General features: G+C 71.2%; 13 protein-coding genes and 1 pseudogene. 3 read left to right on the top strand and 11 right to left on the bottom strand.

All coding sequences use genetic code 11. The features are described 5' to 3' along the window. Positions 1 to 31: 31 nt before the first annotated feature. The 5 genes from ACSUPV_RS36330 to ACSUPV_RS36310 form a co-directional block, all read right to left on the bottom strand. Positions 32 to 952, bottom strand: coding sequence for a DUF4255 domain-containing protein (locus ACSUPV_RS36330; protein WP_436949389.1), 921 nt, complete (start codon positions 950 to 952; stop codon positions 32 to 34). 75 nt (positions 953 to 1,027) lie between these two features. Continuing rightward, positions 1,028 to 1,777 (bottom strand): hypothetical protein, encoded by a 750-nt coding sequence (locus tag ACSUPV_RS36325; protein ID WP_436949387.1) that lies wholly within the window; start codon positions 1,775 to 1,777, stop codon positions 1,028 to 1,030. Continuing rightward, on the bottom strand, positions 1,770 to 2,504 hold the full coding sequence (locus ACSUPV_RS36320; RefSeq protein WP_031117150.1) for a hypothetical protein: 735 nt from the start codon (positions 2,502 to 2,504) through the stop codon (positions 1,770 to 1,772). The genes ACSUPV_RS36325 and ACSUPV_RS36320 overlap by 8 nt, the downstream gene beginning before the upstream one ends. A gap of 105 nt (positions 2,505 to 2,609) precedes the next feature. After that, positions 2,610 to 3,134: a phage tail protein gene (locus ACSUPV_RS36315; protein ID WP_004003113.1), complete on the bottom strand. Its 525-nt coding sequence runs from the start codon at positions 3,132 to 3,134 to the stop codon at positions 2,610 to 2,612. A 30-nt stretch (positions 3,135 to 3,164) separates the two neighbouring features. Then, positions 3,165 to 5,030, bottom strand: coding sequence for a phage tail sheath family protein (locus ACSUPV_RS36310; RefSeq protein ID WP_037761723.1), 1,866 nt, complete (start codon positions 5,028 to 5,030; stop codon positions 3,165 to 3,167). Between the two features lie 699 nt (positions 5,031 to 5,729). On the opposite strand from ACSUPV_RS36310, the gene ACSUPV_RS36305 reads away from it, so the two are divergent. Next, entirely contained in the window at positions 5,730 to 6,218 is a 489-nt protein-coding gene (locus tag ACSUPV_RS36305) for a hypothetical protein (RefSeq protein ID WP_037761724.1), read from the top strand. Here ACSUPV_RS36305 and ACSUPV_RS36300 read toward each other — a convergent pair. Further along, positions 6,184 to 6,486, bottom strand: a complete 303-nt coding sequence (locus ACSUPV_RS36300) for a hypothetical protein (protein WP_436949384.1) — start codon at positions 6,484 to 6,486, stop codon at positions 6,184 to 6,186. The two genes, ACSUPV_RS36305 and ACSUPV_RS36300, sit on opposite strands and share 35 nt — an antisense overlap. 285 nt (positions 6,487 to 6,771) lie before the next feature. On the opposite strand from ACSUPV_RS36300, the gene ACSUPV_RS36295 reads away from it, so the two are divergent. Together ACSUPV_RS36295 and adh are read left to right on the top strand one after the other, a co-directional pair. Beyond that, positions 6,772 to 7,998: a transcriptional regulator gene (locus ACSUPV_RS36295; RefSeq protein ID WP_436949383.1), complete on the top strand. Its 1,227-nt coding sequence runs from the start codon at positions 6,772 to 6,774 to the stop codon at positions 7,996 to 7,998. A gap of 100 nt (positions 7,999 to 8,098) precedes the next feature. Next, complete coding sequence (gene adh, locus ACSUPV_RS36290; protein WP_031117155.1) at positions 8,099 to 9,616, top strand: aldehyde dehydrogenase; 1,518 nt, start codon at positions 8,099 to 8,101, stop codon at positions 9,614 to 9,616. Between the two features lie 74 nt (positions 9,617 to 9,690). On the opposite strand, the gene ACSUPV_RS36285 is transcribed toward adh, so the two are convergent. The 5 genes and pseudogenes from ACSUPV_RS36285 to ACSUPV_RS36265 form a co-directional block, all read right to left on the bottom strand. Next, positions 9,691 to 11,232 (bottom strand): GGDEF domain-containing protein, encoded by a 1,542-nt coding sequence (locus ACSUPV_RS36285; protein ID WP_359791475.1) that lies wholly within the window; start codon positions 11,230 to 11,232, stop codon positions 9,691 to 9,693. Between the two features lie 59 nt (positions 11,233 to 11,291). Continuing rightward, positions 11,292 to 14,378 carry a response regulator gene (locus ACSUPV_RS36280; RefSeq protein WP_436949381.1) on the bottom strand — a complete coding sequence of 1,029 codons (3,087 nt, stop codon included), beginning with the start codon at positions 14,376 to 14,378 and terminating at the stop codon, positions 11,292 to 11,294. Next, positions 14,344 to 14,514 (bottom strand): annotated as a pseudogene (locus tag ACSUPV_RS36275) (ATP-binding protein); the annotation flags it as partial. The pseudogene ACSUPV_RS36275 and the gene ACSUPV_RS36280, both read right to left, overlap by 35 nt. Positions 14,515 to 14,667: 153 nt before the next feature. Beyond that, the gene (locus ACSUPV_RS36270; protein ID WP_359791478.1) at positions 14,668 to 15,456 is read right to left on the bottom strand and encodes a leucyl/phenylalanyl-tRNA--protein transferase; all 789 of its coding nucleotides are present in this window, start codon (positions 15,454 to 15,456) and stop codon (positions 14,668 to 14,670) included. Beyond that, complete coding sequence (locus tag ACSUPV_RS36265) at positions 15,453 to 18,740, bottom strand: amino acid adenylation domain-containing protein (RefSeq protein ID WP_436949380.1); 3,288 nt, start codon at positions 18,738 to 18,740, stop codon at positions 15,453 to 15,455. The genes ACSUPV_RS36270 and ACSUPV_RS36265 overlap by 4 nt, the downstream gene beginning before the upstream one ends. Between the last annotated feature and the right edge of the window lie 6 nt (positions 18,741 to 18,746).

The following is an 18,746-nucleotide window of genomic DNA, read 5'->3' as shown; positions in this document are numbered from 1 at the left end:
TCCTCACCCGCCCCCGTCGCTCCCATGCGCCTCAGTTCTCCGTGTCCTCACCGCTGTCCGCCGTCCCGGCCGTCTGCTGGGGCCGTGCGGGCTTCGCGTTCGCGGACTTGGCGGCCGCCTTCTTCCCGGCCCTGGCCGGCTGCCCGGTCCTGGCCGGCTGCGCGGACTTGCGGCTCCGGGTGGTCTTCGCGGGCGCCTTCGCCTCGACCCCGGCCGCGGCTTTCGCGGGCGCCTTCGCCTCGGCCCCGGCCGCGGCTTTCGCAGGTGTGCCGGCGGGCTCCGCAGGCTCCCGCGAGGGCACGACCGGCTCCTCACCGACAGGACCGGGCGACGGCGCCCCCGGCGCCCCGAACGGCAGCACCCGCACCTCCGGCCGTTCCACCGGCTTCGCCGGCACCGGCGTCCCGCGGCCGTCGATGAGGACGAGCACGGCCTGGTACACGACCGACAGCGTGTAGGGCGTCTGGTGCAGCATCCCCCACAGCTTGGACGTCTCGTCGACGTCCATCACGGTCGGCGTGAACCGCACCCGCTGCACCGCCTCGGCCAGGTCGCTCCCGCTCAAGTGGGGCCGCTGACCGGCGAGTTCGATGATGTCCCTGGGCAGCACGGGTATCTCGTGCAGGGTCCGCACCACCGAGCCGATCAGCCGCTGCCCGACCAGTTCGGCCTCCTCGCCGTACGCGCTGATCAGGTAGTGCAGGTCGAGCGCGGCGGCCGGCCGCCGTACCAGCGTGCCGTCGGGCGCCCGGGTCGGCAGGTCGTTGTTGCGCTGCGAGGTGTTGGGCGTGACCTGGTACAGGAAGACGGTGATGGTCGGCTCGGCCGGCGGGTCCGCCGGCGGCTTGCGCGGCTCGACCTTCACCGCGATGTCGATGTCCGGCGGCAGGTTGTCCTCGATCAGCAGCACGAGGGCCTGGGTGACGTGGGCGAGGGCAAGTGCGTTGCTCATGGCGTCAGTTCCTCGGTCCCTCTCCTCGTCCTGATCCTGCTGCTTCTCGTCGTACGCCTGCTGTCCGGTCGCGGCTCACTCGCGCCCCCTGGCCAGGTAGTCCGCCAGGCTGACGGTGGCCCGGGGGCGCTCCGCCGCGCGCGGCCGGGGGCCACCGCCGCCCGGGGGCGCTCCGCCCGCGGTGACCTCCAGTCGCCCGATCTGCACCTGCACCACCTGCTCGGCCTGGCGCCCGGGGCGCCGGGCCGCCGCCTGCCGTGCGGCGTCCCGTGCGGCCGCCGTGTCCGCCGCGCTGGGGAGCAGCGGGGCGGACACGGCGGCGGGGGGAACGGCGCCCGCGCCTGGGGGGCCGGGCACGGACGCCGCGTGGGTGGGGGCCGCCCGCTCGGTGCGGCCCCGGCCCGCCGCGCGGCGCCCGGTGTCGGGCACCGGCCGCAGTACGGGGCCGGTCGCCGCGACGGGACGCAGCAGCGGCGCCTCGGGCTCGGCCGGGCGGACCGGGCGAGCGGCGGGGTCGGCGGGCGCCGGCGCCTGCTCGGTCCGGACGACCGTCCGCTCCCGTTCCGTCACGACGACCTCGCGGGCCGCCGGGCGTGCCGGGCCGGGCCGGGCCGCGGCGGCCGGGGCGGTGACGGGCCACAGCGGCTCGCTGCCGTCCGGGTCGGCCGGGGTGGCCCGCACCGCCTCGATCCGTTCGAACGGCCCGGCCAGCCGCGGCCGTACCCGCACCACGCCGGGGCGTTGGGCGGCGGGTGCCGCGTGCCGGGCGAGCAGCCGGTCGAGGAAGTCGGGCTCCGGCCGCCCGTCCGCGCTGGACTCAGACATCCGCACACAGCTCCAGGTAGTAGCGGCGCCGCAGCGGGCTGAGCGCCAGGATCTCCGGCTCGCTCCAGCCGTAGGCGGTGGCGAGCAGATGGACGTCGAGCAGTAGGTCGCGGGCCCAGGCGTCCAGTTCGGTCCACAGGTAGGAGGCGATGTCCAGCTCGGCCCGGGTGGCCTGCCCGCATTCGGGGCAGGCCACGTTGAGCGTGACGTCACCGCCGGGGTCGGCGGCCTGGGCCGCCTCGGCGATCCGCCGCTGCACGGCGGCGGGCAGCGCGTCCGCGGACACGGACCGCCCGTCCCGTACGGCGGTGACCAGGCACCGCTCCAGCAGTGCCCGGCGGGGTTCGGCCGTCCGGGCCGCCGCCGTCAGGTCGGCGAGCCCGGGCACCCGGAACTCGACCTCCCAGCCGTCCTCGGCCACCCGCACCGACGGTTCGCCGCGGTCGGCCAGGGTGCGGGCGAACTCCCCGGCGTCCAGCTCGAATTCCATGTCCGCGCCGCACGCCGCGCACTCCAGACGCACCTGCATCCGCTCGCCGAACAGCGCCCGGCGCAGGGCGAACAGGTCCGCCTCACGCTCCCCCACGGGCAGTGCCAGCAGGGCCTGCGGGTCACCGCCCAGGTCCGGACGGGCCGCCCCGTGCAGCAGCAGGGCACGCCCGGCCGGGGCCTGTGCCAGCCCGGCCTCCCAGGTGGTCAGGAACTCGGCCGCCTGTGTGATGCCCATGCTTCCCCCAACACGTGCCCCGTAGGGGCGCGGGGAACTGCGCGACCAGCCCCCACGAACCCGCGGACGAACAACGACCCCACCCGGCGCTTCCCAGCGGAGCGCCTACGCCGGGTTCAGGAACGACGGCTCCTCCGGCTCCGGCACCTCGTAGTCCCGCTCCCAGCCCTCGCACTCGAGCTTCAGCGACTGGATGGCCACTGCGTTGGCGTTGGCGTCGAGTTCGCCGAGGACCTGGTACTCGCTGGGCCAGGTCCGGTACAGCTTGTGCGAGACGGCGACCTGGCCGGCCTCGTTGAGGACCTGGATCACGATGTCCTTGCGGAAGTCCGCGAGGGACACCTCCGAGCCGAGGCCCGCTCCGACCTGCCAGACCTTGTTGGCCCAGCGGTCGAACTCGGGGTCGTGCGTGACACCGCGCTCCAGGGTGATGCCCTCGAACTCGGAGCGGCCCGGCGACTTGCGCGGGGAGGACGGGTCGCCGCCGTGACGGTGCTTGACGACCTCCGTCGTCCGCTTCAGCGGACTGATCTTGCTGATGCCCGCGACCGTCCGACCGTCCCACAGGACCAGGAACTTGAAGTTCTTGTACGGGTCGAAGCGATGGGCGTTGACCGTGAACTCTGCCATCGAAATGTCCTCAGGGATTCCTTGGAGCGCTCAGAGCGCGAACTGCCCGGACGTCTGCTGGATCTTGACGACCACGAACTCGGCCGGGCGGACCGGCGCGATGCCGACGAGGACGTTGACGATGCCGTTCTCGATGTCCTCGGCGGTGGTGGTGTCGCTGTCGCACTTGACGAAGTAGGCCTCGCGCGGCGTGCCGCCCTTGAAGGCGCCCTGGCGGAAGAGCGTGTGCAGGTAGGAGGAGGCGGCGAGGCGGATCTGCTGCCACAGGTTCTCGTCGTTGGGCTCGAACACCACCCACTGCAGACCGCGCTGGAGGCTCTCCTCGACGTGCAGCGCGAGCCGCCGTACGGGGACGTACTTCCACTCGCTGTCGAGGGCGTCGGAGCCCTCCAGGGTGCGGGCGCCCCAGACGACCGGGCCGGTCACCGGGAAGGTGCGCAGGCAGTTGACGCCGAGCGGGTTGAGCAGGCCGGTCTCGCGGTCGGTCAGGTCGACGGTGAGCGAGCGCACACCCGCGAGCCGCGCCTCGGTGCCGGCCGGGGCCTTCCACACGCCGCGCTCGGAGTCGGTCCGGGCGATGACGCCCGCGACCGCCCCGGACGGCGGGAAGGAGCGCAGCCGGCCGGTGAGCGGGTCGGTGAGCTGGAGGTGCGGGAAGTACAGGCCCGCGTGGTTGCCGCGGACGGCGTCGAACGCGGCGAGGCCCGCGCGGGCCGTGTCCACGCTGACCCAGGTGCCGGGCGCGTCGACGAGCAGGAAGATCCGTCGTTCCTGGCACAGCCGCTGGGCGGCCGAGACGACGGTGACGGCGTCCTCGGTCTTCTCGTACGCCGCGAGTTCGGGCAGCACGAGCAGGTTGACGTCGGCAACGCCGCGCAGCGCCTGGATGCCGGACTTGTCGGCCTCGGAGCCGATGAGGTCGCGGGGGCCGGGCGCCGCGCCGTCCTCGCCGCCCTCGAGCGGGAAGACGGGCGGGTTGACGGAGGCCTCCAGGCCGAGGTCGTTGGCGCACTCGCCGAGGAAGCGGACGATGTCCTCGGGGTCGGTGGAGCCCGCGACGACCTGGATGCGCCGGCCGAAGGCGGTGACCTCGGCGCCGGCGAAGGCGTGCTTGCCGGGTGCGTCGGGCAGGGCGCGCAGCTTGCGCTCCAGCAGCAGCGCCAGCTCGGCGACGGAGGACGGCGCCTCGCCGTCGCAGTCGGGGTCGTAGAGCGTGAACTCCCGCTCGACGTCGCCGATCTTGACGGTGAGGTCGACGGCGAGGTCGGGCAGGTCGTGCCCGAAGGGCTTGGAGACGGTGCCGGAGGGGTCGGGGCGGCCCTCGCCGACGACCTCGACGCGGATCAGCCGGGAGCCGGCGTTGACGACGGTCTGCACGTACCGCCCGTTGGCGGGGTCGGCGGACAGGCCGGTGAAGCTCTCGCGGGCCTCGCCCTTGGCGTCGTGGACGCGCAGGTTGAAGGTCTCGTCGGGGCAGGGCGTGTCGTGGTCGACGGCGATGCGCAGACCGTTGCCCCAGACGCCGGGTTCCTTGGCGTGCACGGTGAGGACGCGGCTCTCGCTGTGGCCCTCGGTTGACTCCAGCGTGACGCAGGCGGCCTTGCCGCTGCCGGCCTTGGCGACCCGGACGATCACGGCGACGGTGCCGCCGTTGCCGAAGAACTGGTGAACGGCGTAGCCGACGGCGCTCTGGGCGCTCAGGCCTCCGAAGCGGCGCTCGAACTCGGTGAAGCTGGTGACGCGGACCGGCTCGTTCAGCGGACCGCGCCGGGTGTGCCCCACGAACGCGGTCACCGACGTGGTCAGGGTCGAGATGGTGCGGGTGCTGCTGGGAAGCTCTTCGACGTAGACACCGGGATACGTCGGCTTGGCGGCGCTCACTGCACTCATCGGCATTCCCCCTCCTATCCCTGTCTCGGGCACCGGATGAAGGCACCAAGAGACGGTGAGGGAGAGAGACGTCGCGGACCGTGCGCGCGGGGCACCGTCGCCTCGTCGGGCGTGGTCGCGCGCACTTCATCAGTTCCCCCGTCAGTACCCGTGCTGTCGGTCGCACGGGTCAAGCAGCTCGCTTGTGACTCCTGATGCTCAAGTGCTCAACCCACCTTCGTGCGTTCGGAGTTGGCCGAACAAGGCGGGTTCTGGCCAGCAGGGAGGAAGGTTTTGTGAAGGCAAACTTCCCGGATTCGCACATCGTGCCCGCGCGCCCCCGTGGACTGGTCCACACCTCCTGCACAGAGGGCGCGCGGGCGGGCGCGAGAGCATGCCTGGGAGACCCGCGTGTCCGGCCGCGGCGCCCTCTTCGCCCGGCGCGCTCCCCGGGTTCTCCCCGAGTCGTCCACCCGCCGGTGGCCGGTTTCGTCGGGGCACCATGGACGCGCGCGAAGTTGACCGATGCCTTACGGGTCGCACCTTCGACTGCCCCCTTTCGACCGGGACATGCACGACGTAAACGCCAGACCGCGCCACCCCTTCCAGCGCGTAGAAATATCTACGAGCATGGCCAGGGCCGGGCGGCACGCGGAAACCCCGCGGGTCACCGGTCCGTGTCCCGCGCGCGCCCTCGCGGCGCCGCCGACTGCGCCTGGGGTGGCCATGCAGAGCGTCATGTGGAAGCAAGCCGTCGAGTGGCTGGCCGCGGCGGCCACGGATCCCCAGGTGTGCAAGCGGGAGTGGGACCACGGCACGGGGACGGCGGTCGTGGAGGCCGGACGCTACTGGGACGTGCTCAGCGTCCCCGACCGACTCGGCCTGCTCGCCCTGGACATCCTGTGGCGCGACCCCCTGAAGGTGCCCGGCCCCACCCTGGTGGACTCCGCCGCGCGCAGAGTGGGGTTCTTCCTGCCACCCGATCCGGTCAGCGAGTGGATCGGCTTCGGTGTCCGGCACGTCGGCCGGGGTTCCTGGGTCGCCGTGCCGCCGCCGTACCGGCCCGCGGGACGCCTGGAGTGGCTCGTCCCGCCGGACGGCACGGGCACGCTGCACCGGCCCGGCGCCCTCGAGTCGGCCCTGCGCGAGGCCACCGGCACCCTCGCCGTGCTGGCACCGGTCAGCGCGGACCCTGTGGTGCCGGACGGCTGGTGAGTCGGGGGCCGGGCGGGGCGACCGGGCCCAGGTGCCGACCGGCGGTCCACGAGGTGACGGCGGTCCAGGTCTCGCTCTCGGCCGGGGCGGCGAAGGAGACCCACTGCCCGTCGCGGTGCTCCGGCACCGCGTGACCGCGGGCCTCCCACTCGGCCACCAGGGCCGCGTAGATCGGCGGATGACCCGCGTAAGCGCTGGTGAGTTCGGCGTACGGCCGGGGCGCGGCACCGGCCACGAGAAGGCGCCGCGCCGTCTCAGAACTGTCCATGCCAGGGCAACGCGGCACCGCACGCCAGTGGTACGCGGCCGGGACCCCGTCCGTCGGGTCGAGTGAACCCGTCACCCGGACGGCGGCATGCGGGCACCGGACAAACATCCAGTCAGGCGGTCGCCCGTTCAGCGCACGCCCCGGTCCCCTCGCGCGGGCGTCCACCGCTCGAACAGGGATCTCGCCCCGGCGGCGAGAATCCGGTAACACTGTCGTCACGCCGACGACCGGCCCCGGGACCCGATCCCGGCGCCGGCCGTCCCGGGACGACGGCGGGGAGAGGCCATGTCACAGCGCCCTGACCTCCGGCAGCGCAGGGCCGTGCTGGAGCACGAGTGGTCCCGCTGGGTGCCGAGGCTGAGCGTCCCGGGCACCCGGCCGGGCGGCAGCACCGCGCTGCGCCACGAGGTGACCGAGTCCTGGGCGCGTTCCCTGAGCAGCGTCGACCCGGCCCGGGACAGCGCCCCGGTCACCGACGGCGGCCGGGTGCACCAGCGCTGGACGTCCTCACCGCTGTACGGGCCGGTCTCCGCTCTCGCCGGGGAGCTGCACAGCATCGCCGAGGACGCCGGGTTCGTCACGGCGGTCACCGACGAGTCCGGCACCATCCTGTGGACCTGCGGCGGCCCGACCATGCGCCGCCGGGCCGAGCGGGTCAACTTCGCGCCGGGGGGCCGGTGGGACGAGCCGGCCATGGGCACCAACGCCTTGTCCCTCGCCCTGCGCACCGGCCGGCCCAGCTCCGTCTTCTCGGCCGAGCACCTGGTGTCCGCGCTGCACGGCTGGGTCTGCTACTGCGCCCCGGTGCACGGCCCGGACGGTCGTGTCCTCGGCGTGCTGGACCTGTCCACCACCTGGGACCGCTCGCACCCCCTGGCCATGTCGACCGTACGCACCCTGGTGTCCACGATCGAGGCCCGCCTCGGCCCCGAGACGGTGTCCGGCCCGGGCCAGGTCCGGCTCACCTGCCTGGGCGCCGAACGGGCCGTACGGGAGGGACGACGACTCGCCCTGCGCCCCCGCCAACTGGAGATCCTCACCCTGCTCGCGCTCGAACCCGAGGGCTTCTCCCCGGAACGGCTGCGCGCCGCCCTGTACGGCGACCGGCCGGTCACCGCGTCCACCTTCAAGGCGGAGATCTCCCACTTGCGCCGCGCCCTCGGCGGCGGCATCTCGCCCCGCCGCTACGCCCTCACCACCCCCGTGTCCTGCGACGCCGCCGACGTCCTGCGCGCCCTGGGGCAGGGCGACACGGACACCGCCCTGCGCCTGTACGGGGGCCCGCTGCTCCCCCGCTCCGAGGCACCGGGCATCGAGGAGTGGCGCACCCGCCTGGACGTGGCCGTACGCGAGGCCGTACTGGCGAGCACCCGCCCGGAACACGCCCTGCGCTACGGCGAACGCGCCCCGTACGACGCGCAGATCCACGAGCACGCTCTGCGGCTGCTCGGGCCGGAGGACACCCGCCGGGCGATCGCGGCGGGCAGACTGACGACGGCCCTGCGCGACTGAGCACCGTCACGGCGCCAACCTTGCGCCAACCTCCCGGTCGCACAGTGAGGGGCGTCACGACGGCGTGGGCCGTCACCGCCCTTCACCGAGGAGAGCCGCCATGGTGTACGCGCAGCCAGGAACGGACGGCAGCATCGTCACCTTCGCCCGCCGCTACGACAACTTCATCGACGGCGACTTCAAACCTCCCGTGGAGGGCCGCTACTTCGAGAACCCGACCCCCGTCACCGGCAAGGTCTTCTGCGAGGTCGCCCGCTCCTCCGCGGCCGACGTCGACCTCGCCCTGGACGCCGCGCACCGGGCGGCCGACACGTGGGGCCGCACGTCCACCACGGAACGCGCCAACATCCTCAACCGGATCGCCGACCGCATCGAGCAGCACCTGGAGGAGATCGCGGTCGCCGAGACCTGGGAGAACGGCAAGCCGGTCCGCGAGACACTCGCCGCGGACATCCCGCTGGCCGTGGACCACTTCCGGTACTTCGCCGGCGTCGTCCGCGCGCAGGAGGGCAGCATCGCGGAGATCGACGCCGACACCGTCGCGTACCACTTCCACGAGCCGCTGGGCGTGGTCGGCCAGATCATCCCCTGGAACTTCCCGATCCTCATGGCCGCCTGGAAGCTGGCCCCCGCGCTGGCGGCCGGCAACTGCGTCGTCATCAAACCGGCCGAGCAGACCCCGGTCAGCCTGCTCTACGTCGTCGACCTCATCGCCGACCTGCTCCCGCCCGGCGTGCTCAACGTCGTCAACGGCTTCGGCGTCGAGGCGGGCAAGCCGCTGGCGTCCAGCCCGCGCGTGGCGAAGGTGGCGTTCACCGGCGAGACCACGACCGGCCGCCTGATCATGCAGTACGCGAGCGAGAACATCATCCCCGTCACGCTGGAACTGGGCGGCAAGAGCCCGAACATCTTCCTGCCCGACGTGATGGCCGCCGACGACGACTTCCTGGACAAGGCCGTCGAGGGCTTCGTGATGTTCGCCCTCAACCAGGGCGAGGTCTGCACGTGCCCGTCCCGCGCCCTGATCCCGTCGTCCATCTACGACGACTTCATGGCCCGCTGCGTCGAGCGCACGAAGGCCATCGTCGGCGGCGACCCGCTGGACCCGGCCACGATGATCGGCGCGCAGGCCAGCAACGACCAGTACGAGAAGATCCTCTCCTACCTCGACATCGGCAGGAAGGAGGGCGCCGAGGTCGTCACGGGCGGCAACCCCCGCGCGGTCCCCGGCCTGGAGGGCGGCTACTACATCGAGCCGACGATCTTCCGCGGCACCAACGACATGCGGATCTTCCAGGAGGAGATCTTCGGCCCGGTCGTCTCGGTCACCACGTACGACTCGGTCGACGAGGCCCTGAAGATCGCCAACGACACGCTGTACGGCCTCGGCGCGGGCGTCTGGACCCGCGACGGCAACACGGCCTACCGCCTGGGCCGCGAGATCAAGGCGGGCCGCGTCTGGACCAACTGCTACCACGCGTACCCGGCGCACGCGGCGTTCGGCGGGTACAAGAAGTCGGGCATCGGGCGCGAGACGCACAAGATGATGCTCGACCACTACCAGCAGACGAAGAACCTGCTGGTGAGCTACTCGCCGAAGAAGCTGGGCTTCTTCTAGACGCCCGAAGACAGGCGCCTGCCGTGGTCTCAGCACCCGTCAGGCGCCTGTCGCCCAGCCGATTCACGACTCCGCTACGGGGATTCGAAGAACACGGCTTGGTTCTTGCCTGCGGTTTTGGCTCGGTACAGGGCGATGTCAGCGTCCCTCAGCGCTTCTGCCGGCGTGGTCGGCCTGGTGATGCTCCGTGCTCCGATGCTTGTCGTCATGTGAAGCGAACCGCCATGGGCGAGGATGAAGGAGTCATTGAAGGAGTCGAGGATCCGCATGGTGTAGTCGTACAGTGCGCTCGCGCCCACGCCTTCCACGAGCAGTGCGAATTCGTCCCCGCCGAGCCTGGCCACGATGTCCTGCTCGCGGACCCTTCCTGTCAGCCGCCGTGCGACGTCAATGAGCAGTTCGTCGCCGGACGGGTGCCCCAGCGTGTCGTTGACTTCCTTGAAGCCGTCGAGATCGAGCATCAGCAATCCGGCGGGGGAAGTGGCGGAGCACCGGCCGAGAGCGGATTCCAGGCGCTCATTCAGCAGCATTCGATTGGCCAGACCCGTCAACGGGTCGTGGGTCGCCCGATGACTCAGCTGCTTTTGTAGCTCTTCCTGCTGTCGCAGTGATGCTGCGAGGTCGTGGGCCCGCGTCCGTGCTTCGGCGGCCCTGCTCTGGGCGTACTGGGCCAGGAACGCGATGCGCAGCACCAACAGCAGCGAAAGGGTCGCCAGCATGCCGACGATCACCGTGACGTTCACGGGCTGGTACCGGATACCCCCGACATTGGCCACCACGATCAACGGCCCCACCAGGATGAGCGCGATCAGGATCGACAGTCGCTTCCGGGGGATGCTCTCCTTGTCGTCCGACAGTTGTGTCGGACGGCCGACCGACGGGTGCAACGCCGCAGCCCCCAGCAGGAGGGACGAGACCATCCACCCCACTTCGGACACGTCTTCAGCGATCGCGGTTCCGGTCGTCGCCGTCGTTCCGTAGTAGAGGCCGTCGGCGGCGAGGAGGGCCAGCAGCCATCCGGTGCACAGAAGAAACGACGGAGTACGCTTGCCGGTGGTGAGCGTCAGCCGCGCGGCCATGCACAACAGCACCAGGTCGGCGACGGGATAGGCGATGGACACCGCGAGTGGCCACGCGGACAGATCGCTGCGCAGGTAGGGGGCGATGATGAACGCCCACGCCAGAATGCAGAACCCCAGCGTGACGATTCCCGCGTCCAGCAGCCCCGCCCAGTGCAGACGGCCTGACTGCTGCCGGGCCAACGTCACCAGGCCCGCAGCGAACAACAGGTAACTGCCCAGGTACAGCATGTCGGCCACACCCGGGAACGGAACGTCTGCGTCGCGGACCTGGTACATGCCCCAGATCGCGTCCGCCACCGTGTACGGTGCCATTGCCGCCGCGAAGAGACACCACGGAGCGAACGATGGGGGCCTGTTCCTGGTGAGTCCCATTGCTATCGCGAAGACGACCGAGGCGGCCACCAGCACGGGCAGCATGTAACGCGCTGGGGAGGACGTGACCAGATAGAAGACGATGATCGTGGTCCCTGCTGCCGCATACGCCCAGACCGCCGCATTACGGCGGGCGGGCGGCAGGACTTGAGCCTTGCCCACAGGTTCTCCTTCCCTCCTCCGGCCCGTACGCGCCCGGGCGGCGGTGTGCGGGCGGCACCTCAACCAGGTTCATGGCCGGGAGTTTGGGAGCGGAGCGTCTCGAGAATGCGACAGGTGCGGTCGAGTTCGTCCTGGAGGCGGGGAGCGGTCTCGGCCAGTGAGGCCGGGTGTCCGGCACGTGCCTGCTCTTCCAGCTCCTGGCAGCGGGCGGCGAGGCCCTCGGCGCCCATGTTGCCGGCGGCACCTCTGAGGCTGTGTGCCTGATCTGCGATCTCCTGCGTGTCGTGGCGGTCGAGCGCGTGGAAGAGTGCGCTGGTCATCTCGGGGGCCTGGACCAGGAAGTGGTCCACCAGCCTGTTCACCAGTTCGTGCTCGGCCGGGGTGCCGGCGCCGCGTAGTTCGTTCAGCCGCTGCTCGATGGATGCGCGCAGGTCATCGTTGACCGCCTGTGGGTCGGCCGGGCGGACCCAGTGCGCGAGGGCTTGTTCCAGGTCGTCGGCACTGACGGGTTTGGAGACGTAGTCGTCCATGCCCGCGGCCAGGCACCGTTCCCGATCCTCGGCGAGAGCGCTGGCAGTCATGGCGATCACCGGCAGGTGACGGCCGTAGTCCCGTTCCCGGCGGCGCAGTTCCCTGGTGGCGCTGTAACCGTCCATCCGGGGCATGTGACAGTCCATGAGCACGGCCTGATAATCGTGTTCCGCGGTCATGCGCAGAGCCTCGGCGCCGTCGGCGGCGGTGTCCGCGCTGTAGCCGAGTCGGGTGAGCATGCCCTGGGCGACCATCTGATTGATCTCGTTGTCCTCGACCAGCAGGAGACGGCCCCGGTGGGCGGGCCGGGGCGGGCCGGGGGCCTGCGCTTTCGGAGCCGCTCCGGCCACCGGCGTTGTCCGGGAGGCCACTTCGACCAGGGCGTCCAGGAGCTGCGACTGGTGAACGGGCTTGGACAGGCTCCGGGCGATCCCGGCCGCCTGCAACTCGGCGGCGGGCGGCGGGGGGCCGGAGGTGAGCAGCAGCAGCCGCACGCGGGCGAAGTTCTGATCGGTGGTGATCCGGCGGGCGAGTTCCAGGCCGTCCATGTCAGGCATGTGCATGTCGACAAGGGCGAGGTGGAAGGGACGACCGGCGGCCTCTGCCTCGTGCAGGGCCACCAGTGCCTGGGGGCCGCCGGCGACCACGGCCGGCTGGATGTGCCATCTGCGCAGCTGCGTGTCGAGGATCAGCCTGTTGGTGTCGTTGTCGTCGACGACCAGGACCCGCAGCCCGCGAAGGATGTCGGGGTGCGGTGGGGCCGGGGATTGTTCGGGGGCGTCGGGTGCGCGAACCGGTACCTCGAAGGAGAAGGTGCTGCCCTGGCCGGGCTGGCTGTTGACGCCGATGGAGCCGCCCATGGCCTCGGTGAGCCTTCGGCAGATGGCCAGGCCCAGACCGGTGCCTCCGTAGCGGCGGGTGGTGGAGGCATCGGCCTGGGAGAAGGCATCGAACATCCGTGCCTGATCGGCCTCGGCGATACCGATGCCTGTGTCGGCCACCTCGAATCGCAGCCACGGCGCCTGCTCTGCGGGTGGCCGGGACGGGGCCGGGCGGGCACGGAGCACGACCTCGCCGGTTTTGGTGAACTTCACCGCGTTGGACGCCAGGTTGAGCAGGATCTGCCGCAATCGGCCGGCGTCGCCGAGCACCATCGCGGGCAGGTGGGGATGGCAGTCGCTGAGCAGTTCCAGGCCCTGGGCCTGCTCGGTCTGCGCCACCAGCGAGACGACCTCCTCCACCAGCACCTGCGGGCTGAAGGCGACTGCGTCCAGTTCCAGCTTGCCCGCCTCCAGCTTGGAGAAGTCCAGGATGTCGTTGATCAGCGACAGCAGTGACGTGCCGGCGGCCTGAATGCCCTCGGCGTAACGTCGCTGCTCGGCATCCAGTTCGGTGCCCAGCAGCAGGTCGCTCAGCCCGATGACGCCGTTCATGGGGGTGCGGATCTCGTGACTCATGGAGGCGACGAACTGCGACTTCGCCTGGGACGCGGCGATCGCCTGGTCGCGGGCCTCCGCCACAGCGGCTTCGGCCTGTTTGCGCTCGCTGATGTCCCGGATGAAGGCGTTGAAGCAGCGCGCCTTCGCCGACTTCAGCCGCCACACCGCCAGTTCGACCGGGATCTCGTGGCCGTCGTGATGACGGGCGGTGACTTCGACCTGACCGCCCAGTACATGAGCCTCCCCGCCGGCCAGCACCCGTTGCAGACCGGCCCTGTGCGCGGCGTGGTACCGCTCAGGAATGATCGTCTCCGTCAGCGGGCGGCCCATCGCCTCGTGGTGGCTGAACCCGAACAGCCTCTCGGCGCTCAGGTTCCAGTCGATGACCAGACCGTCCTCGTCGATGGAGACGAAGGCGTCCCTGGCGGTCTCGATGACCGAACGTGCCTGATCCTGCAACAGCCGCAGCGCTTCCTCCCTGCGCCGCTGGCCCTCCGCCCCACGGATGAACCCGCGTACTTCGATCGGCTCGCCTGCGGGGTCCCGCACCACCCAGGACGTCAACTCCGTCCACATCGAGTGCCTGTCGGCATGCCGCAGACGCAGACACACCGACACCCGGCCGTCGCGGAGCAGATCCCGCTCCGCCCACTCGAATTCCTCCACATCGGCCGGATGGACCCAGGACTCCAGCGACGTCCCCACGATCTCCTCGACCGGACGGCCCAGCAATGCCTGCCCCGCGGCGGACACCTCCCGGTAGACGCCCTCCATCGTCCGGCGGAAGACCATGTCCGGAGAGTTCTTGAGCAGTAGCCGAAAACGCTCTTCATCGTCGGCCGCATACTGCCTTGGCGTGGCTTTCGATTCCGGTTCCATCGTCCGCCTCCACATGTCAGGGCACGGCCACAAGGCGCGGCCGGGACCACCGAACAGACCGGTCTCGACGGTTTCGGTGCGGCGTGCGATGACGGAGAGCAAGCGATCCGCTCGTCGGACATTTCCAGCAAAGAATGAACCACTGATGATCGCAAATCGAGAAAGCGGACGCCGAGCCGGGGTTACGGTCGGGCTACGGCCCGGGTAGCCCGGTTCCCAGGCACCCTCATGCCCATGACTTCCCGTTCCTTCTGACGGCCCTTCAGCTCGACGCGCGAGGACTGGTCTGCTCCCCACCGTCAGTACCGGTGAGCGGCAGCCAGGCGGTGATCGTGGTACCCCGGCCCTCTTCGGAGCTCACCTCCGTCCGGCCGCCATGGTTCGCCACGATCGTGTGCACGATGGTCAGGCCCAGACCGGTACCCGGGACGGCCTGCTCGGTGGCGTTCGAGGCGCGTGTCGCTCACGCTCAGCGCCGCCTCCCCGTCCCGCGCGCCGGCTCGTACACCGACTTTCCCGCCGCCGGGGGTGAACTTCACCGCGTTGGCCAGCAGGTTCGGGGCGCCGGGCAGCGCGACGGACACGGTCAACGCGATGCCGCCGGCTGGGCGAGGCGGCGGGCGGGCAAGGTGCCGGTGGGCATCGGGCGGGTGTCACGCGCGGTGCGGCGGAGGTATCCCACGTACTGCTCTCGCGGGAGGAGAATGCAGCCCAGGTCGCGGACGTGCGGGCTGTCCCGCTGCGCGTCGAGCAGTTCGCCGCCGGCCTGGGCGAAACGCGCAGCGAGGTCGCTCACCGCGACCTTCGAGGCGCCGGGACGCCGGAAGAACATCGAGTCCATGCTGAAGACCGATCCGACCCTGAGGCCGAAGACGCCGCCGATCAGATCGCCGTCCTCCCACACCTCGACGCTGTGAGCGTGACCCAGTTCGTGAAGGCGGATCAAGCTCGCGATCAGCTCTTCGGTGAGCCACAGCGGGGCACGGTCGCCGCGGCATTCGCGGAGGACCCGCTCGAAGCCCCGGTCCAGGCTGGTCGACCACAGCAGCCGGTTGCGCAGTCGCCGGGCGAGGCTCCGGCTCAGATGGGCGGCCGAGACGGGCAGCACCGGCCTGGGGTCGGGTGACCACCAGGAGACGGCGAAGGGATCGGCCGGTTCCTCCCCCACGAGCCGGATGCCGCCCTCCTGGACCTGATCGGCGAAGACCACTTCGTTGAGGGCGCGGGTGTACTCGTCGGATGCCGGGAACGGGTAGACCCCGGCACGGTACGCCGCCAAAAGGCCGGCGGGACTGAGGTCGGCACAGAAGGCCACCGGACCGTCGGGCGCCGCTTCCAGCACGTCCAGTGCCTCCCAGCCGGGGCATCGGCTCACCACCGTGCCGCTCCCTGCCCTCGGCTGTTCACCGGCCGGACGTGCTCCGGCTGTTCGAGGAAGTCGATGTAGCGGTCCAGCATCTCCGCGTCCACGGGCGGAATGTCGATCCCGGCGTCCACCAGTGCCCGTTCCGCGTTGGTGCGGCTGAACTCCGGGAAAACACCCTGGAAGTACATCTCGCTCACGGTGATGTCGGCGTGATGGCACAGGTCGACGAAGAGCGGGACGAACGGTGTTATCGCGTCGGTGGGGTGCCCGGCCGCGTACTTCACCAGAGCGGCGATCCACTCGGCGTACGGGATCTCCTGAACCGGGTATCCCCGCCGGCGCATGCGCTCGGCCAGCGAATCCAGCAGGGCGGGACGGGGGTTGGTGAGGTGGTAGACCTCGCCGCGCGCGGGATGGCGGGTGGAGATGTGTCCGATTGCGCGGACGAGGCGGTCGGCCGGCAGGAAGTCCAGCGGCAGCGGGACATCAGGGCACAGACCGGTCCGCGCGATGAAGCTGATGAGGGCGGCCATCTCGCTGCTGGTGTTCATCACGCCGGTTCCGCTGCTGCCCGTGATGTCCATCAGGCGGTAGACGGAGACCGGCAGGCCCGCGTCGGACGCCTTCTTCAGCAGCGTCTCGGCGACCCATTTGGTCTCCACGTATCCCACCGACAGATACTCCGGGAAGTCCAGCGGCGTGCTCTCGGTCACCTCACGCACCCCGGCCGGCCCGAACCCGGCGACTACCGCCATGCTGGAGGCGAAGTGGACGGGGACGGCCCTGCCGGCGGCGACGCGGATGATCTCGTATGTTCCGTCGACGTTGACCGCGCGCAACTCGTGGTACGGGTAGATGAAGTTGACCTGGGCGCCGAAGTGATAGACGGCGTCGATGGTCGATCCCAGCTCCTCGAACCGGCCGGGAGGCAGCCCCAGTCCGGGCTTGCCCAGGTCGCCGACGACCGGCTGGATGCGCGCGCTGGACAGATCGCTGAGGACGTAGCGCTGGTGGCTCGCGCGGATCATCTCTATGCCGTGCTGCTCGTCCGAGGCCCTGACCAGGCAGAGGATCCGGCCCGTCGTGCGGCGCAGCAGCTCGTCGATCATGTGCGCGCCGCAGAATCCCGTCGCCCCGGTGAGAAGGACGTCGCCGGGGCTCCGGTAATCCGGAGCCGGCGCGTCACGGCCCACCGCCGGAACGCGCCGATCGGTCTCCGAAGCGAAGTCGACGCTCCCGCCGTCCGGGGGGGTCAGAGTGCCGGCACGTGCCTGGCGAACGGACTCGGCGAACGCGGCGAGCATCGGCTGCCACAGCAGTGAACGGGTCAGGTCGCGGATCTGTGTGACGCCGATGCCGAAGATGACGCGGGTCCGGGCGAGCATCTCCATGGCCAGCAGCGAGTTGCCGCCCAGCTCGAAGAAGTCGTCATGCGGACGGACGTAGTCCACACCCAGGATCTGGCACCACAGCTGGGCCAGCCCCTGCGGCACAGGACGGTCGTCGGCGCCGGCCGTCGTCGTCGCGGTCCCCGACTCAGGCACGGCCCTGCGGTCGAGCTTTCCGCTGGGCGCGACGGGCAGCCGTTCCACCGCGTGGAAGGCTGCCGGGATCATGTAGCCCGGCAGGACCTCGGCGAGCGCCGACCGCAGCCGTGGGTGCAGTGCCGCCTCGCCGTCGGCCGCCGGCGGCGAGGCCGGCGTGTAGTACGCGATCAGGTCCCGGTCGCCGGTCTCGCGCACCCGAGCCACCACCATCGCCTGGCCGATCTCCGGGCGGGAGACGAGTGCGGCCTCGATCTCGGCCGGGTCGACCCGGAACCCGCGGATCTTCACCTGGTCGTCGACCCGGCCCAGGACTTCCAGGTTGCCGTCCGGGCGCCACCGGCCCAGATCCCCGGTGCGATACATCCGGTCCCCCGGCGCGGAGCCGTACGGATCGGGCAGGAACTGCCGTGCGGTCAGGGCGGGTTGCCGCCAGACACCACGCGCCGGACCCTGACCGCCGATGTAGATCTCGCCGCGCTCGCCCGGTGGCACCGGGCGTAGTTCGGCGTCGAGCACGTGGACGTGACTCCCCTCCAGGGGCCTGCCGACCGGGGCGACGGCGGTGTCCGGCGCGGCGAGCACTTCCTGGTTCAGGTCGCAGAGCGTGGAGGTGATGGTGGTCTCGGTGAGCCCGTAGGCGTTGACGAGCCGTGCACCGGGGATCCGGCGCATAACGGCGCGGCAGTCCTTCGCGGTGACGATCTCGCCGCCGACGATGACGAGCCTCAGCGACGCCAGGCTCTCGCCACGGTCCGGGGCGGAGACGACCCGGTGCCAGTAGGCGGGGGGCAGGTCGGCGACGGTGATCCCGTGCTCGGGCAGGCGGTGCAGCAGGTCGGTGGGCGCCCATGTCGGTGTTCCCGCGAGGATGAGCGTCGCGCCACTGATCAGCGTGGCGAAGATCTGCTCCAGTGAGGTGTCGAAGCCGAGCGCCGCGGCGTGCAGCACCCGGTCGCTGGGCGTCAGTTCGTATGCCTGAGCCACCGTTGTGAGGGAGTGGGCAAGCGACCGTTGGCTGATCATCACCCCTTTGGGGGGTCCGGTGGATCCGGAGGTGTAGATCACGTAGGCGAGGTCGTCCGGCCGGGGGCCGCGGGCCGGCCGCGGCGCCTCCAGGGGCGCCTGCGTGGCCGATTCCCCGACGGCCCCGGCGTGGACGATCCGCGCCTCGCACCCGGCGAACATCGGGGCGTGCTCGCGGCTCGTGACGATGAGGCGAGAACCGGTCTCCCCGACCAGTGCGACCATCCGCTGCCGCGGAGTCGCCGGGTCGAGGGGCAGAAACGCGCCTCCGGAGCCCAGCACCGCCAGTAGCGCGACGACCAGCTCGGGCACGCGGTCGAGGCACACGGTGACGACGGACTCCGCGCCGACGCCCGACTCCCGCAGCTGGTCGGCGAGCCGGTCGGCGCGGTCGCTCAGCTCGGCGTAGCTGAGCCGGGCGTCGTCCGAGAGCACCGCGAGAGCGGACGGCTCACGCCGCGCCCGCTCCCGGACCAGCTCGGACACGGGGCCCGGCCAGGATTCAGGGGGCCGTCCCCCGGCGCGGGCGCTCGCGGGCCGCATGTCGGTCCACAGGCGGTCGACCAGACTCCCGCACCACGCGGCGGAGTCCGGTCCGCCGATCCGACGCCACCCGGCCGGAATCCGGCGATCGGCGGGCCAGATCGCGTACTGCTCCTCGTCGTTGCGCAGCACGACGCACGGTGCGGCCGACTCTGCCGGCAAGTGCTCACGTTCCGTCACTCGGGC

This window comes from Streptomyces sp. SudanB52_2052 (genome assembly GCF_964272415.1).
GTDB classification, from domain to species: domain Bacteria; phylum Actinomycetota; class Actinomycetes; order Streptomycetales; family Streptomycetaceae; genus Streptomyces; species Streptomyces olindensis.
The sequence above is the reverse complement of the archived record's forward strand: the minus strand, read 5'-3'. Positions and strand labels throughout refer to the sequence as shown.

Bases quoted from the DNA above. Each gene is read 5' to 3' on its own strand.
- ACSUPV_RS36330 (WP_436949389.1), bottom strand. From the start codon at position 952: ATGAGCAACGCACTTGCCCTCGCCCACGTCACCCAGGCCCTCGTGCTG.
- ACSUPV_RS36325 (WP_436949387.1), bottom strand. From the start codon at position 1,777: ATGTCTGAGTCCAGCGCGGACGGGCGGCCGGAGCCCGACTTCCTCGAC.
- ACSUPV_RS36320 (WP_031117150.1), bottom strand. From the start codon at position 2,504: ATGGGCATCACACAGGCGGCCGAGTTCCTGACCACCTGGGAGGCCGGG.
- ACSUPV_RS36315 (WP_004003113.1), bottom strand. From the start codon at position 3,134: ATGGCAGAGTTCACGGTCAACGCCCATCGCTTCGACCCGTACAAGAAC.
- ACSUPV_RS36310 (WP_037761723.1), bottom strand. From the start codon at position 5,030: ATGCCGATGAGTGCAGTGAGCGCCGCCAAGCCGACGTATCCCGGTGTC.
- ACSUPV_RS36305 (WP_037761724.1), top strand. From the start codon at position 5,730: ATGCAGAGCGTCATGTGGAAGCAAGCCGTCGAGTGGCTGGCCGCGGCG.
- ACSUPV_RS36300 (WP_436949384.1), bottom strand. From the start codon at position 6,486: ATGGACAGTTCTGAGACGGCGCGGCGCCTTCTCGTGGCCGGTGCCGCG.
- ACSUPV_RS36295 (WP_436949383.1), top strand. From the start codon at position 6,772: ATGTCACAGCGCCCTGACCTCCGGCAGCGCAGGGCCGTGCTGGAGCAC.
- adh (WP_031117155.1), top strand. From the start codon at position 8,099: ATGGTGTACGCGCAGCCAGGAACGGACGGCAGCATCGTCACCTTCGCC.